We start from the raw sequence: 15,167 nt of genomic DNA, 5'->3' as shown, positions 1-15,167 counted from the left end.
GGCGCGCAAATCACCGCCGCGGGTCGACGTGAGCGGCGTGTTGCGCGCGACGGAGGGGTCAGCCGAGGAACGACTGGATCGGGCCGCGCGCGAAGTAGACGAGGAATCCGACGGCCACGATCCAGAGCAGCGGGCTGATCTCGCGCGCCTTGCCGGAGAGCGAGCGCACCAGCACCCAGCTGATGAAGCCGGCGCCGATGCCGTTCGAGATCGAGTAGGTCAGCGGCATGACGATCACCGTCAGGAACACCGGCAGGGCGACCGAGAAGTCGCTCCAGTCGATGTCCTTGATCTGCGACACCATCAGGGCGCCGACGACGACCAGGGACGCTGCAGCGACCTCGAGCGGCACCACCTGCGTGAGGGCGTGAAGAACATCGCCAGCAGGAAGAGCACACCGGTCACGACGGAGGCCAGCCCCGTGCGGGCGCCCTCGCCGATGCCGGCGGCCGACTCGACGAAGACCGTGTTCGACGATCCGCTCGACGCACCGCCGGCGACCGCTCCGATGCCCTCGACGATCAGCGCGGGCCGAAGCCGCGGGAAGGTTCCGTCGGGGTGGGCGACGTCCGCCTGGCGCGCCAGGCCCGTCATGGTGCCCATCGCGTCGAAGAAGTTGGTGAAGACGAGTGTGAACACGAGCATGGTGGCCGCGACACCGCCGATCCTGCCGAACGCTCCGAAGTCGAAGTGCCCGACGAGCGACAGGTCGGGCAGCGACACGATGCCCGACGGCAGCACCGGCGCGTTGAGGTTCCAGCCGGCGGGGTTGGTTCCGAGCGATTCCGGAACCTTGAAGATCGCGTTGAGGATGACGGCGATGATCGTCGTGACCACTATGCCGATCAGGATCGCCGCCTTCGCCCGCCTGGCGACGAGCACACCGATGATGATGAGCCCGATGACGAACACGATGGTGGGCAGGGTCTCGATCGAGCCGGCGTCGCCCAGTTGGACCGGGGGCGAAGCCGTGCCGCTCGACCGCACGAACCCGGCGTCGACCAGACCGATGAACGCGATGAAGAGGCCGATCCCGACCGTGATCGCCGTCTTGAGCGCCTGCGGGACGGCCTTGAAGATGAGGGTGCGCAGGCCGGTGGCCGCCAGCACGACGATCACCAGGCCCTCGATCACGACGAGGCCCATGGCCTCGGGCCAGGTGACGTCTTTGACGACGCTGACCGCCAGGAAGGAGTTGATGCCGAGGCCCGCGGCGAGCCCGAACGGCAGGCGCGCGATCACCCCGAACAGGATCGTCATCACACCGGCGGTCAACGCGGTCACGGCGCCCACCTGGGCGTTCTGCAACCAGTGGCCGGCGACGTCCTTCGCCGCCTGATCGCCGGAGAATCCGCCGAGGATGAGCGGGTTCAGGATCACGATGTAGGCCATGGTGACGAACGTCACGAGGCCCCCGCGCACCTCCCGCCCCCAGGTGGAGCCTCGCTTCGTGATCTCGAAGAAACGGTCGACGAGAGGGAGGACGCCGGTCTCGGCGGTGGAGGTCATCAGGCTTCTCCGTAGGGTCAGGACGGCAAACCCACAGCATAGGCGATCCGCTCACCGCTGTGAGGCAGCCGTACGCCGGGCGAAAAACGCCCGAGGTGTCGTACCCTCGATGTACCCCGAGGCGAGATCAGGACTCGGGGCCAGGCCCAGATCCCGCCGCCGTACGTGCCGGCATTCGGGTGCCAGGCTTTCGCGGCGGCGGGTCTGCGGTTCTCGGGCGGGGTGCTGAGCGTCGTCGGGCTCCAGGCTCAGGAGTCGATCCCCGAGCGCGTCGCGCTCCTCGAGGTCGACGCCGCCTGACGCGGTTCAGTCGCGGTCAGCCGCCCATCGACGGATCGGCATAGCTCGTCATGATCGTGCCTGCGTCCTTGTACGCCAGCGTCAGCTTGTCCACGGCAGCGAGGTAGGCGGGCGCGTTCGGGTCGAACGGGAGACCGGGAGCCGTCGTGTTCTTCGCCGCGACGGCCGACGAGATCGCCTGCGCCGCCGCCTGGACGCCGCTGTCGGACGAGCCGACTCCCGTCAGCCCGGGGACGAGGGTCTCGAGGATGGCGCCCTCCGTCGCCGTCGACAGGGAGCCGTTCTTCGCATGGAAGGCGGCGATCTCCTCGACGTTCAGGAATCCACTGAACTGGCCGCACGCGGAGGCGGCGCTGGAGTCTCGGTCGCCCGGCAGGATCGTCGGCTTCGGCGCCGGGGTCTGCACGGTGACGGTCTTCGTCACCGTCGGGGCAGCGGTTGCCTCCGCACCGGAGCACGCGCTCAGTCCCACGACGGTCAGGAGGGCGAGACTCGCCACCGCTCCAAGACTGCGAACGGTATTCATGAAAGACCCCCACGTTCGGCGTCCGTCAAGAATGCCACAGCCGTCACCCCGGTCGGGTGGGGCCCGGCGCGGTCAGCCGCGACGGAGGGCGAGGCCCGCGAGGACGAGGGGGATCTGGAGCGGGAGACGGACGACCGCGACGGCCTTCTGTCGCGCAGTCGTCTTCGAGCTGCGCAGGTACGAGCGCGCCATCCGGACGTTGGCGGGGAACACCGCGACGAACAGCAGTGCCGCGAGGGTTCCCCCGAGGCGCCGGGTCCGCGGCATCGCGATCGCAGCGGCGGTCACCACTTCGGCCGCGCCGGAGAGATAGGTCCAGGTGCGGGGCTCCCCGGCAGCGAGCGCGGCACGATCGGGTCGAACGTCTGCGGACGAGCGAAGTGGATCGAACCGGAGCCGCCCAACAGGAGAGTGAGGCCGGTCGCGATCGCCGTGTGCTTCGAGAAGGTCATGTGTTGCATCCTGCACCCCTCGGCTGAGGCCGCGGTGGCCTCGCGTCACTCCGCGCGGCTGACACCTCGGCTCAGGATGGCGGAGGTGAGCGCCTCGACGGGCTCTCGCGCCGCGCTCGGATTGGCGACGAGCACGTAGTCGACGTCGCCGAGGTCGGGGAGCCCGAAACGCACCGACACCTTGACCAGGTCGTTCGGGATGAGCGAGTAGGGGAACACCGCGATGCCGATCCCGGCCCGGACCGCCGCCAGAATGCCGTTGACGTCGCGAGTGTTGCAGGTGATCCGCCAGGTGCGACCGGCTGCCTCGAGCGCGTCGATGGCCATCTGCCGCGAGAGGCTCGGCGCCTGGTACGTGATCAGGGGAACCGGCTGGTCGGGCTCGAGCCGCATGCGCTCCTGCGCCATCCAGACCATCGGGTCGCCGGCCACGCGAGTGCCGTCTTCGTACTCGCCGGCGTTCTGTTTGACGAAGATCAGATCGAGGTGGCCGGAGGCGAGACGCCGGCGCAGCGGCATGCTCTGGTTGACCGTGAGCTCGAGATTGATCTGCGGGTAGAGCTGACGGAAATGGCGCAGGATCCGCGGCAGCTGCGTGATCGCGAGGTCGTCCGCCGCTCCGAAGCGCAACCGCCCCGCCATCGCCGATCCCGAGAAGTAGCTCTCGGCCGACGCGTGTGCCGCGAGGATGGTCCGCGCGAAGCCCGCCATGGCGTCGCCGTTGTCGGTGAGGGCGACCTCTCGGGTGTCGCGGGCCACGAGCATCCTGCCCGCTGCCTTCTCGAGCTTGGAGACGTGCTGGCTCACCGTCGGCTGGCTGATGCCGAGCCGGGTGGCCGCGTGCGTGAAGCTGTGCGTCTCGGCGACGACGAGGAACGTGCGCAGGAGAGTCGGATCGTACATGGGGCAAGTATTACAGAACCCAATGGCACTGATAAGCCCCATTCGGGAACGAAATGCGACCGGCAGCCCTACCGTGGAAGGAGAACTCTTCTCGCACACGACCTCAGGACATTCCCGCGTGACCACGTCGACGCCGACCGCTTCCATCCCCGTTCCCTTCCCGCCCACAGAACCCCTTACCATCGTCGCCGAGCGACCGCCCTGGCGTCACACCTTCATCGCCCTCTCGGTGCCCAACTTCCGCATCTGGACCTCGGGCAACCTGATCGCGATGACCGCGACCTGGATGCAGAAGGTCGCTCAAGACTGGCTCGTCCTCGAGCTGACCGGCAGCGCGACCGCCGTCGGCATCACCGTCGCCATGCAGTTCGCCCCGATGCTGTTCTTCGGTCTCTTCGGCGGCGTGATCGTCGACCGCTTCTCCAAGCGCATGCTGATGATGATCACCCAGTCGACCTTCGCGGTCCTGTCGATCGGTCTCGCCGTGCTCACCCTGAGCGGCAGCGTCGAAGCGTGGATGGTGTGGGCGATCGCCTTCGTCACCGGCCTCGTCACGGTGATCGACAACCCGGCGCGCCAGGTGATCGTCACCGAGCTCGTCGGCCAGAAGAACCTCCGCAACGCCATCAGCATCAACTCGTCGGTCTTCCAGCTCGGCGGCATGATCGGGCCGGCCATCGCCGGGGCTCTCCTGTTGGCCGTCGGCGCCGGGTGGGCGTTCGTGGTCAACGGCGCCGCCTGCCTCCTCGTGGTCGTCATGCTCTCGATGCTCCGCACCTCGCAGATGACCAGAATGGCTCCTCCGCCGCGCGCCCCCGGGCAGCTTCGCGCCGGCCTCGCCTACGCCGTCGGCAAGCCGACCATCATCTGGCCGGTGTTCCTCGTCGCCGTGTTCGCCGTGTTCGGGCTGACCATGCCGGTGCTGCTGGCGACCTACGCGCACTCGATCTTCCACGTCGGAGCCGGCGGCTACGGCCTGTTCAACTCCATGATCGCCGTCGGTGCGCTCACGGGCGCGCTCCTCTCCACGCGGCGGGCGAACATCCGCCTCCGGACGGTCGTCGTGGGCGTCGGCATCACCGGGCTTCTGCAGGCCACCACCGGATTGATGCCGTCGATCTGGCCGTTCGCGATCCTGCTCATCACGGTCGGCATGTCGTCGCTGCTGTTCCAGACGGCGTCGAACTCCCTCGTGCAGATGTCGTCGAACATCGGAGTCCGCGGCCGCGTGATGTCGCTCTACGTGCTCGTGCTGCTCGGCGGCCAGGCCATCGGCGGCCCGCTGATGGGGTGGATCGTCTCCACCTTCGGCGTGCACGTCGGGATGCTCGTGTCGGGGGCATGCCCGCCCTCGCAGCCGTCGTCGCCGGGGTGGCGCTGGCTCGCCGCGGGCAGCTGAGTCTCCACCTCGGCATGCGGCACCACGTGCCGATGGTGACCATCCACTAGGCCGCCCTCGACCGAACGGGCGCCGATCGATCCCAGCGCCCCGCGGTCTCGTGCGCTGAACACGCGCTGGGTACGGGCAGAATAGAGGCATGCTGTCCGGTTGTCCCCGCCCCTCCCGATGAGGCGTCGCCGCCACCGCCGCTCTCCTGTCGCTGCGATCGTCGTCGTCGGCGTGATCCTGATCTTCGGCGCCCTGGCTGCCTCGCGCAACCTCGCCGGCTTCGGCACGGACAGCGCCTTCGACCCGCCCGGCTCGTCGCGCACCGTCGCCGCACCGACTGCGCCGGTGGCCGTCGCCACGGCGCCGGTGGCTGCGGCAGCCGCGCGCGCAGCCCTGGCGGGGCTCGAGACGAAGCCCTGGGCCAGCGCGGCCGGCTACGACCGCGTCGGCGACTTCGGCGACGCCTGGGACGACGTCGACCGCAACGGCTGCGACACGCGCAACGACATCCTGGCTCGCGATCTCCAGGGCATCCGTCGCGCGGCGAACTGCAAGGTGCTCTCGGGCACGCTCGTCTCGCCGTATTCGGGCGCTCGCGTGGACTTCGTCAAGGGCGAGCGCACGTCCGAGCTCGTGCAGATCGACCACGTGGTCGCGCTGGCCGATTCCTGGCGAACCGGTGCTCAGCAGCTCTCCAGAGCCCAGCGGATCCTGCTCGCCAACGACCCCCTCGAGCTGCTCGCCGTCGACGGGGCCTCGAATGACCGCAAGGGTTCGCAGGATGCCGCCTACTGGCTCCCCGAGAGCACCGGCTACCACTGCGCGTACGTCACCCGGCAGATCCAGGTGAAGGCGAAGTACCACCTCTGGGTGACCGGCTCGGAACGCGCCGCGATGGCGCGCGTGCTGGCGTCCTGCCCCTGACGCCATGAGCACGCCTGCGAAGATGGCCGCATGGATCCTGCCCTGCACCGCGTCGTCGTCCTGGTTCTCGACGGCGCCAAGCCGCTCGACGTCGGCATCCCCGCGCAGGTCTTCTCGAACCGGCCGAGCATGCCGTACGAGGTGCACGTCTGCGGGGCCAAACCCGGTCCCGTGACCGGAGGCGACGGTCTCTCGTACCACGTCGCCGACGGACTCGAGGCGTTCGACCGGGCCGACACGATCTTCGTGCCCGGCTACCGCTCGCCCGCTGACACGGAGGCTCCGCAGGTCGTCGTCGACGCCCTCATCGCGGCCCACCAGCGAGGCACCAGGATCGCGGCCATCTCGACCGGCGCGTTCGCCCTGGCGCAGGCCGGACTGCTCGACGGGAAGCGGGCGACGACGCACTGGCACTACACGCGCGTCCTGTCCGAACGCAATCCGCTGGTGCGGGTCGACGAGAACGTGCTCTTCGTCGACGAGGGGAACGTGCTCACCTCGGCCGGCGCCGCCTCGGGAATCGACCTCTGCCTGCACCTCGTGCGCCGCGACCACGGCGTCGCGCTCTCGAACCACGTGGCGCGCCGGCTCGTGGCTGCGCCCTACCGCAGCGGCGGTCAGGCCCAGTACGTGCCGCGCAGCGTGCCCGAGCCACTGGGCGACCTCTTCGCATCGACTCGCGAGTGGGCGCTCGGGCATCTCGCGGAGGCGCTCACGCTCGAGTCCCTCGCCCGGAACGCCCGGGTGTCGCCGCGCACCTTCTCGCGCCGCTTCGTCGAGGACACCGGCTACACGCCCATGCAGTGGGTACTCCGGGCCCGGGTGGATCTGGCGCGCGAGCTGCTCGAGCGCAGCGACCTCGGCGTCGAGCAGATCGCGGCCCGGGTGGGGCTCGGGAGCGACGCGAACCTGCGCCTCCACTTCCATCGCATCCTGGGCACGTCACCGACGGAGTACCGCCGCACCTTCTCCTCGCCCACCTCACCGTCCTGATTGGCGTGATCCTTGTGCACGCTGTCGTTCGAGCCACTTCCGGACGACGGCGAGGTTGACGAGCATGGACACGAACCGAAAGGACCCCTCCATGACTCGCATCGCCATCAACGGCTTCGGCCGCATCGGACGCAACAGCCTTCGCGCACTCCTCCAGCGCGAGACCGACCTCGAGGTCGTTGCCGTGAACGACCTCACCGCACCCGAGACCCTCGCCCACCTGCTCCGCTACGACTCGTCGCTCGGCCGCTTCGACGGAACCGTCGAGGTCGACGGCGACGTCCTCGTCGTGAACGGCCGGCGCGTTCAGGTGCTGGCCGAGCGGGATCCTGCGAACCTGCCCTGGCGCGAGCTCGGTGTCGAGCTCGTCCTCGAGTCGACCGGGCGCTTCACCGGGGCCGGCGCCGCCCGCGCGCACCTCGAAGCCGGCGCAGCACGCGTGCTCGTCAGCGCTCCCGCCGACGGGGCGGACGTCACCCTCGCTTACGGGGTCAACACGGGTGACTACGATCCTGCTCAGCACGTCATCGTGTCGAACGCCTCGTGCACGACGAACGCCTTGGCACCGCTCGCAGCCGTGCTCGACGACCTGGCCGGCATCGAGCACGCGTTCATGACGACCGTGCACGCCTACACGCAGGAGCAGAACCTCCAGGACGGTCCGCACCGCGACCTCCGCCGTGCGCGAGCCGCCGGGGTCAACATCGTGCCGACCACCACCGGAGCCGCGAAGGCGATCGGCCTCGTCCTGCCGCAGCTCGACGGGAAGCTGTCAGGCGACTCGATCCGCGTGCCCGTGCCGGTCGGCTCGATCGTGGAGCTCAATGCGACCGTCGCCCGCGACGTGACGCGCGAACAGGTGCTCGCGGCCTACCGTTCTGCCGCGACGGGAGCCCTCGCCGGCATCCTGGACTACTCCGACGAGCCGCTCGTGTCGAGCGACATCACGGGCCGGCCGGCGTCGGCCGTCTTCGACTCCGCTCTGACGCGGGTCGACGGCAAGCACGTCAAGGTCGTCGCCTGGTACGACAACGAGTGGGGCTTCTCGAACCGCGTCATTGACACCCTGCAGCTCCTGGCGGCGTAGGCCTCCCTCAGAGGGCGGCGGGGCGGCGGCCGCCGAACCCGAGCGAGACGTCGAGACTCACCGGCTCGGGCGCCCAGGGCGTGTCGACCTCGCCGACGAAGCGGAGACGGTCGCCCGCGTGCACGGTCAGCCGGCCGCGCAGGTCGAAGCGCGAACTTAGCGCCAAGAGGGCGAACCCCTCGTCGAGCATCAGGTCGTCGAGCAGGGCCTGGTCGACGGTCGCCCCGAACCGCTCGCCGTCGAACCCCAGCGGGACACGAGCGAGCAGGATCCGGGGCGGTACCGTCGCCCACTCTGCGACGAGCGACGGGACGCCTGCCGCGACCACCGTGGCGTCGAGAGCCCCGTCGGGGCCGAGGGTCGCGAGCGACCGCCGTCGGTCGACGCCGAGGTCGCTGCCGTCGACGCGAAACCGATCCTCCACCCGGCCACCCTAGAGAGCTGATTTACTTGTACTAACAACCATTCGGTAGACTGAGCCGATGACCGAGAGCGAACCTCGCTGGCTGAGCGATCACGAGCGCGAGTCCTGGGTGCGCTTCGCCGCCGTGCTCGAGCTGCTGCCCGGCGTCCTCGACTCCCAGCTCGATCGCGACGAGAAGCTCACGCACTTCGAGTACTTCGTGCTGGCGATGCTCTCCGAGGCGCCCGACCGCACGCTGCGCATGACCGCCCTCGCGGCGCGCACCAACGCCACGCTCCCCCGGCTGTCCCGGGTCGTGTCCCGCCTCGAAGACCAGGGCTTCGTCGACCGCAGCCCGTGCGCCGAAGACCGTCGGGCCACGAACGCGACTCTCACGCCGGTGGGCTGGTCGAAGGTCGTCCACGCGGCTCCCGGTCATGTCGCCACTGTCCGGCAGGCCGTGATCGACGCGCTGACACCGGAGCAGGTGTCACAGCTGGGCCGGATCAGCGCCCGACTGCTGACCCGGCTCGACCCCGAGGGCAGGATGTTCGCCACCGGTAGTTGACTGGTGACATGAGATCCATCGTCTACACGCACAAAGGCTCCCCCGACGTCCTGCAGCTCGTCGACCGTGACCCCGTCGAGCCCGGGCCGGGCGAAGTCCGCGTCCGGCTCGTCGTCTCGGGAGTCAATCCGACCGACTGGAAGTCGCGGACCAACACCGATCCGGCCTTCCCCGAGGTCACCCCGAACCAGGACGGCGCCGGCGTCGTCGATGCCGTGGGCCAGGGCGTCGGCCACCTCGGCGTCGGCGACCGGGTCTGGCTCTACCTCTCGGCGTACCAGCGCCCGTCGGGCACCGCCCAGGAATTCGCGACCGTCGACGCTGCGCACGTCGTCGCCCTGCCGCACGGCGTGAGCTTCGACGTCGGGGCGTCGCTCGGCGTGCCCGCCATGACCGCCCATCGCGCTCTCACCGTCCTCGAGGGCGGCCCCGAACGGCTCTCCGCCGGGGCACTCGCCGGTAAGGTCGTGCTCGTCGCGGGCGGCGCCGGAGCCGTCGGACACGCCGCGATCCAGCTCGCGCGGTGGGCGGGAGCCACCGTCATCTCGACGGTGTCGAGCGACGAGAAGGCCGCGCTGGCACGGACGGCCGGGGCTCACCACCTCGTGAACTACCGCACCGAGGATGCCGCCGAGGTGATCCAGGCGATCGCCCCGAACGGCGTCGACATCGTCGTCGAGGTGTCGATCGTGCAGAACGCCGAGCTCGACGCCGCGGTCGTCGGCCCACGAGCGGTCGTCTCGATGTACGCCGACGATGCCGGATCGACCGCCGAGCTCTCGGTGCGACCCAACATGTCGAAGAACACCCGGTACCAGTTCGTCCTGCTCTACACCGTGGGCGCGGAACAGCTCCGGGCCGCGGCCGAAGACATCACCGAGGCACTGATCGCCGGGGCTCTCCCGGTCGGCGAGGCCGCCGGGCTGCCGCTGGTCCGCTTCCCGCTCGCCGAGACCTCCGCCGCACACCGGGCCGTGCAGGACAGCGTGGTCGGCAAGGTCCTGATCGACGTCGCCGACTAACGGGGCCGGCGCCAGCCGCCCTCGAGCGCGCTGAGGCGGGCGGCATCGAGCACCGCGAGCGTCTTCACGCCGGCGGTGGCCGGTGAGGGAGCCCCTCACCGGCCACGGCCGATGCGAACCGCTCGTAGAACTCGAAGTAGGCGCCCTTCTCGGACGGGACCCGCCGCGATCCTGTGCCCGTCGCCAGCGTGCCCCAGTGCGCCTCGTCGTCGTAGCCCCAGCCCGCGCGGTCGTCGATGGGCCGCCGCCCCGCGAAGATCGCCTGCGCCTGGACGTCGGTCCCCGAGGCCTCATAGCTCCCGAGGGCGCCGTAGGCACGCAGAGTGCGGGCCGACAGGTGGTTGACCTTCGACGACGACACGTAGGACGTGACGCCCGAGGTGTGCTTCAGCGTCACGACGAAACTCGCATCGGTGCGCCCCTCGGGCAGGTCGACGAAGTCGAGCTCGGCGCTCACCTCGGCGACGTCGCCGAGCAGCCACATCATCTGGTCGACGACGTGCGTGCCCATGTCGCGGAGCATGCCGCCCGTCTCACCCGCTTCGAGGGTGCCGGGGTCGTCGAGATCGAAGCGCGAGTGGACGCGCCAGAGCCCTCCGAGCTCGCCGTTCGCGATGACGGCGGCGAGGGTGCGGATGTCCGCGTCGAAACGACGGTTGTGATAGACGCTCAGGACGAGTCCGGCTGCGTCGGCCGCGTCGGCGAGCTCCTGAGCGGCGGTTGCAGACGGAGCGAACGGCTTGTCGGCCACGACGTGGACCCCGCCCGCCAGCGCTTCGAGAACCAGCTCTCGCCGGGTCTGGGGCGGCGTCGTGATGGTGACCGCGTCGACGCCGCCGGAAGCGAGCAGGTCGGCCAGGGAGTCGTAGGTCGGAACGCCCGGGAGGTCGGCTGCGACTTCGGCCTTCTTGGCGGCCGATCGAGCGACCACCCCCACCAGGTCGACGCCCTCGGCCGCCCGGATGAAGGGCGCGTGAAAGTATCGTCCTCCGACGCCGTAGCCCACCAAGCCGATTCGCATGCGTTCCCCTTAACGTGTCCTATTGTCCGGACAAGACTAGCTCGTCCCTCGGCGCATCGGGCCGGGGTCGGCGGCGTCGTCAGCCCTGCGAGACTAAGCTCGACAGTCGGGCTTCGGCCACGAGCACGGCGCCCCGAACGACAAGGAGCCCTGTGTCCCCGACCCTGCGGAGTGCTGAACCGTCCACCTTCTCCCGAATCCTCGCCGTCGGCGGCGTGCGGGGCGAGTACGTCGTCCCCAACGACGATCTCGTCGGGCCGATCGACTCGTCCGACGAGTGGATCCAGCGACGCACGGGCATCGTGAGCAGACGCCGTGCCTCCCAGGGCGTGCTCGTGCAGGATCTCGCGGAGGGCGCCGGGCGCTCCGCCGTCGAGGCCGCGGGCGTGGATCCTGCTCTCATCGACGTCGTGATCATCTCGACCGTGTCGTGGATGCAGCCCACTCCGGGCATGGCCCCGATCGTCGCGAACCGCATCGGCGCCTCACCGAGTGCGGCGGCCTACGACGTCAATGCCGGATGCGCGGGCTACTGCTACGGGATCGGCCAGGCCGACGGGATGATCCGTTCGGGCCTCGCGAAGTACGTCCTGGTGATCGGCGCGGAGAAACTCTCCGACTACGCCGACCCCACCGACCGGTCGATCTCGTTCATCATCGGCGACGGCGCCGGAGCCGCGCTGGTCGGCCCCTCCGACGTCCCGGGCATCGGCCCCACCATCTGGGGCTCGGACGGTTCGCACTCGGACGCGATCACGATGACGCACACCTGGCTCGACTACAAGAACGCCTCCCCCGACGAGAAGATCGACTGGCCGACAGCGAGGCAGGAGGGGCCGAGCGTGTACCGCTGGGCTGTCACGGAGATGCCGAAGATGGCCGCTCGGGCGATCGAGGCGGCGGGGCTGCGTCCGGAAGACATCGACGTCTTCATCCCGCACCAGGCGAATCTCCGCATCGTCGACGGGATGGCCCAGAAGCTCGGGCTCCGCGACGACGTGGTGATCGCCACCGACATCGTCGACACCGGCAACACGTCCGGTGCCTCCGTTCCGCTCGCCACGGAGCGGCTGCTCCGCGAGGGTCGCGCGCACGGCGGGCAGATCGCCCTCCAGTTCGGCTTCGGGGCCGGTCTCGCCTACGCCGCTCAGGTAGTGCTGCTGCCGGACGCCGTCGGCGCCGAGCAGACCCTCACCGCGGCCGACGTGGCGGCTGCGGCGGCTGCGGCGGGTGCGACGACCGACGAGGCCGCGGAATGAGCGACATCGCCGTCTCGAGGCCGACCGACGGCGTCGATCTGGTCGTCCTCGATCGCCCGAATCGGCTCAACGCCATGACGGCTCAGATGTTCGACGACCTGGAGCACCTGGGCCGCGACCTCGCCCGAGACGACACCGCGCGAGTCGTGATCCTGACCGGCGCGGGCCGGGGTTCTGCTCCGGTTACGATCTCGACCTCGCCGGAGATCTGACCTCGCTCACCCCGAAGCAGATGCTCGACCTGCAGGAGCGCGCAGCCGACGCCCTGCAGGCGGTCCGCAACATCCGGATCCCCGTCATCGCCGCCGTCAACGGCCCCGCAGCCGGGGGTGGACTGTCGCTTGCTCTGGCCGCCGACATCCGGCTCGCGTCCGAGAACGCGAGCTTCGTCGCCTCCTTCTCGAAGATCGGGCTGTCGGCCGGCGATCTGGGAGCCTCCTGGCTCTTACCGCGCCTCGTCGGTCCGGCGCACGCCGCCGACATCGCGCTCACCGGCCGCACCATCCGCGCCGACGAGGCTCTGTCGATGCGCCTGGTCAACCGCGTGGTCGGGGCGGACGAGCTCCTCGGCGAGGCCGTCGCCCTGGCCGAGCAGATCACCCGCAACTCCCCGGCCGGCGTCCGGCTCTCCAAGCGCGCGCTCCAGGCCAACCTCGAGGTGCCGTCGTACCAGGCCGCGCTCGAACTCGAGAATCGCGGCCAGACGCTGCTCACCCGCACGGAGGACATGGCGGAAGCCCTCGCCGCGTTCGTCGAGAAGCGGCCGGCGCGCTTCACGAACCGATGAGCACCCCGTCATGGAACGGGCTGCGGCTCGACCGGCACGAGGGCGACGTCAGCGTGCTCACGCTCGACCGGCCGGAGCGAATGAACGCCGTCACGCACGAGACCTTCCGTGCCCTCGGCGAGGCTGCCCGGGTCGTCGCCCGCGACGGGAGCCGCGCGCTCGTCCTCACCGGCGCTGGCGACCGTGCCTTCTCGGCGGGCTACGATCTCGCCGAGCTGCCGGGCCTGCTCCAGACCACCGTGCAGGAGTTCCTCGACATCGAAGACACGGCCTCGGGGGCGGTGGCGGCTTTCCACGCCCTGCCGATCCCGGTCGTCGCCGCCGTCAACGGCGCAGCGGCGGGCGGCGGCCTCTCGCTCGCGCTCGCGGCCGACTTCCGCCTCGTCGCCGACACGGCGAGCTTCAGCGCCGCCTTCGCCCGCGTCGGCTTCTCCGTCGGAGAGCTCGGCACCTCGTGGATGCTCTCGCGGCTGGTCGGACCAGGACTGGCCGCCGAGCTGTCGTTCACCGGGCGCTCGGTGTCGGCAGACGAGGCACTGCGCATCGGGCTGGCCGATCGCGTGCTCGAGCCCGGCATCCTGCTCTCCACGGCGATCGAACTGGCGCAGGATCTCGCCGACCCCGCTCGAGACGATCGCATCGGCAAGCGCACCCTCACCTCGGCCGGCGAGACGGCGTCGTTCGAGGTGGCGCTCCGCTCGCGACTGGCCGACCGCTCGTGAATCCCACTCCCGACGACGGGGAGGTCGCAGCGCTCGGGACGTTCCTCGCGGCCCGCAGCTTGACCGGGCCGTCCGTCACCCTGACCAGGATCGGCGACGGTCATGCCAACCTCACGTACCGGGCGAGCGACGGAGCGCGAAGCGTCGTGATCCGGCGTCCCCCTCCCCGCCGCTGCCGCCGGGCGTCAACGACGTCCTGCGGGAAGCCGCCACGCTCGCCGCCGTCGGGCGCGCGGGCGGTGTTCCCGTCCCGGCCGTCCTCGCGACGGGTGAGGCCGGCGAGGTGTTCGACGTACCGTTCTTCGTCATGTCGCTCGAACGGGGCGAGGTCGTCACCGAGACGCTGCCGGCGGGTTGGAGCACGCCCGAGTTGCGCCACGACCTCGGCTTCGCCGTCGTCGACGGGCTCGCCGGGCTCCACGGCATCGACTGGCAGGCGACGGGAGTGCCCGGTCGCCCGGAGGAGCCAACCTCCGGCAGCGAAACCGGCTCGCCCGACTCGTGGCCGACCCGTCCGGCGTGCCGCCGTCCGCCTTCGCCGACGTCGACGCGTGGCTGATCGAGCACGCCCCGCCCGAGTCCGCGCACGCGATCGTCCACGGCGACTACCGCCTCGGCAACCTGATGCTCGGCACCGACGAGCCGCGCCTGGTCGCCGTGCTGGACTGGGAGCTCGCCACCGTCGGCGACCCCCTCGTCGACCTCGGCTACCTCCTCGCGAGCTGGGCCGAGCCTGGTCGCGACCTGACTCCCGTCCAAGCCCTGGGTCGCGCCACCCAGGCGCCCGGCTTCCCCTCGGCAGCCGAGCTGTCCGCCCGCTATTTCTCGGTCCGAGGCATCCCGCAGAGAGACCCCGGCTGGTACATCGCCCTCGCCAACTGGAAGCTCGCGGTGCTCTACGAGTACAGCCGCCGCCGCTTCGAGACCGACGACGGCGACCCCTACTACGCCGATCCCGCCCACGTCACCGCATTCCTCGCCGCCGCGCGTCGCTCCGCCGGCTTGTAGCCCCGCCCCCGCCCCCGATCCCGCCCCTCTCCTCCCCCTGCTCCCGCCCCTCCCCTCGTTCCCGTCCCTCCGCTCGTTCACGCCCCTCCCCCTGCTCCCGCCCCTCCCCCTGCTCCCGTCCTCCCCTCGTTCCCGCCCTCCCCCTGCTCCCGCCCGGCCATGCCCTCATCGCGCGCCTGCTCCCGCCCTGCTCCGGTTCCGGCTCCGATTGCGACTCCGCCGGCAGAAGCACCTCCTCCCCGCACAGGCTTTCCCTCCGAGTGAATTCACCCAGGGGGAAACCCCCACCTCCG

General features: G+C 70.4%; 14 protein-coding genes and 4 pseudogenes. 12 read left to right on the top strand and 6 right to left on the bottom strand.

What is annotated here, in order from left to right:
• Positions 1–58: 58 nt before the first annotated feature.
• Positions 59–1,509, bottom strand: a pseudogene (locus QUE79_RS12575) (NCS2 family permease).
• Positions 1,510–1,674: 165 nt separating this feature from the next.
• On the opposite strand from QUE79_RS12575, the gene QUE79_RS12570 reads away from it, so the two are divergent.
• Complete coding sequence (locus QUE79_RS12570) at positions 1,675–1,809, top strand: hypothetical protein (protein ID WP_286343413.1); 135 nt, start codon at positions 1,675–1,677, stop codon at positions 1,807–1,809.
• 16 nt (positions 1,810–1,825) lie between these two features.
• Here the strand turns inward: QUE79_RS12570 and QUE79_RS12565 are convergent, their stop codons facing one another.
• The 3 genes and pseudogenes from QUE79_RS12565 to QUE79_RS12555 form a co-directional block, all read right to left on the bottom strand.
• Positions 1,826–2,308, bottom strand: coding sequence for a hypothetical protein (locus QUE79_RS12565; RefSeq protein ID WP_286343412.1), 483 nt, complete (start codon positions 2,306–2,308; stop codon positions 1,826–1,828).
• Between the two features lie 99 nt (positions 2,309–2,407).
• Positions 2,408–2,787, bottom strand: a pseudogene (locus QUE79_RS26325) (DoxX family protein).
• 45 nt (positions 2,788–2,832) lie between these two features.
• The gene (locus QUE79_RS12555) at positions 2,833–3,690 is read right to left on the bottom strand and encodes a LysR substrate-binding domain-containing protein (protein WP_286343411.1); all 858 of its coding nucleotides are present in this window, start codon (positions 3,688–3,690) and stop codon (positions 2,833–2,835) included.
• 118 nt (positions 3,691–3,808) lie between these two features.
• On the opposite strand from QUE79_RS12555, the pseudogene QUE79_RS12550 reads away from it, so the two are divergent.
• The 4 genes and pseudogenes from QUE79_RS12550 (at position 3,809) to gap (ending at position 8,084) form a co-directional block, all read left to right on the top strand.
• Positions 3,809–5,139, top strand: a pseudogene (locus tag QUE79_RS12550) (MFS transporter).
• Between the two features lie 100 nt (positions 5,140–5,239).
• The gene (locus tag QUE79_RS12545) at positions 5,240–6,004 is read left to right on the top strand and encodes an HNH endonuclease family protein (protein WP_286343409.1); all 765 of its coding nucleotides are present in this window, start codon (positions 5,240–5,242) and stop codon (positions 6,002–6,004) included.
• 30 nt (positions 6,005–6,034) lie between these two features.
• Positions 6,035–6,997: a GlxA family transcriptional regulator gene (locus QUE79_RS12540; protein ID WP_286343408.1), complete on the top strand. Its 963-nt coding sequence runs from the start codon at positions 6,035–6,037 to the stop codon at positions 6,995–6,997.
• Positions 6,998–7,088: 91 nt separating this feature from the next.
• Entirely contained in the window at positions 7,089–8,084 is a 996-nt protein-coding gene (gene gap / locus QUE79_RS12535) for a type I glyceraldehyde-3-phosphate dehydrogenase (protein ID WP_286343407.1), read from the top strand.
• A 7-nt stretch (positions 8,085–8,091) separates the two neighbouring features.
• Here the strand turns inward: gap and QUE79_RS12530 are convergent, their stop codons facing one another.
• Positions 8,092–8,508 carry a hypothetical protein gene (locus QUE79_RS12530; protein WP_286343406.1) on the bottom strand — a complete coding sequence of 139 codons (417 nt, stop codon included), beginning with the start codon at positions 8,506–8,508 and terminating at the stop codon, positions 8,092–8,094.
• 58 nt (positions 8,509–8,566) lie between these two features.
• Between QUE79_RS12530 and QUE79_RS12525 the strand changes: the two genes are divergently transcribed.
• Together QUE79_RS12525 and QUE79_RS12520 are read left to right on the top strand one after the other, a co-directional pair.
• Complete coding sequence (locus QUE79_RS12525; RefSeq protein ID WP_286343405.1) at positions 8,567–9,055, top strand: MarR family winged helix-turn-helix transcriptional regulator; 489 nt, start codon at positions 8,567–8,569, stop codon at positions 9,053–9,055.
• 8 nt (positions 9,056–9,063) lie between these two features.
• Complete coding sequence (locus tag QUE79_RS12520) at positions 9,064–10,077, top strand: NADPH:quinone reductase (protein WP_286343404.1); 1,014 nt, start codon at positions 9,064–9,066, stop codon at positions 10,075–10,077.
• A gap of 64 nt (positions 10,078–10,141) precedes the next feature.
• Here the strand turns inward: QUE79_RS12520 and QUE79_RS12515 are convergent, their stop codons facing one another.
• Positions 10,142–11,098, bottom strand: coding sequence for a Gfo/Idh/MocA family protein (locus QUE79_RS12515; protein WP_350271538.1), 957 nt, complete (start codon positions 11,096–11,098; stop codon positions 10,142–10,144).
• 152 nt (positions 11,099–11,250) lie between these two features.
• On the opposite strand from QUE79_RS12515, the gene QUE79_RS12510 reads away from it, so the two are divergent.
• The 5 genes and pseudogenes from QUE79_RS12510 (at position 11,251) to QUE79_RS26165 (ending at position 14,874) form a co-directional block, all read left to right on the top strand.
• Positions 11,251–12,357 (top strand): beta-ketoacyl-ACP synthase III, encoded by a 1,107-nt coding sequence (locus QUE79_RS12510; protein ID WP_286343403.1) that lies wholly within the window; start codon positions 11,251–11,253, stop codon positions 12,355–12,357.
• On the top strand, positions 12,354–12,569 hold the full coding sequence (locus tag QUE79_RS12505) for an enoyl-CoA hydratase/isomerase family protein (RefSeq protein WP_286346867.1): 216 nt from the start codon (positions 12,354–12,356) through the stop codon (positions 12,567–12,569). Before QUE79_RS12510 ends, QUE79_RS12505 begins: the two co-directional genes overlap by 4 nt.
• Positions 12,566–13,144 (top strand): enoyl-CoA hydratase/isomerase family protein, encoded by a 579-nt coding sequence (locus tag QUE79_RS12500; protein ID WP_286346712.1) that lies wholly within the window; start codon positions 12,566–12,568, stop codon positions 13,142–13,144. Before QUE79_RS12505 ends, QUE79_RS12500 begins: the two co-directional genes overlap by 4 nt.
• A complete protein-coding gene (locus QUE79_RS12495) occupies positions 13,141–13,866 on the top strand; it encodes an enoyl-CoA hydratase/isomerase family protein (protein WP_286343402.1) in 726 nt (241 codons plus the stop codon). Before QUE79_RS12500 ends, QUE79_RS12495 begins: the two co-directional genes overlap by 4 nt.
• A pseudogene (locus QUE79_RS26165) lies at positions 13,754–14,874 on the top strand (phosphotransferase family protein). The gene QUE79_RS12495 and the pseudogene QUE79_RS26165 overlap by 113 nt, the downstream one beginning before the upstream one ends.
• Positions 14,875–15,167: the final 293 nt, after the last annotated feature.

Origin of the sequence: Frondihabitans sucicola, assembly GCF_030296615.1 — a bacterium.
Classification (GTDB): Bacteria; Actinomycetota; Actinomycetes; order Actinomycetales; family Microbacteriaceae; genus Frondihabitans; species Frondihabitans sucicola.
The sequence above is the reverse complement of the archived record's forward strand: the minus strand, read 5'-3'. Positions and strand labels throughout refer to the sequence as shown.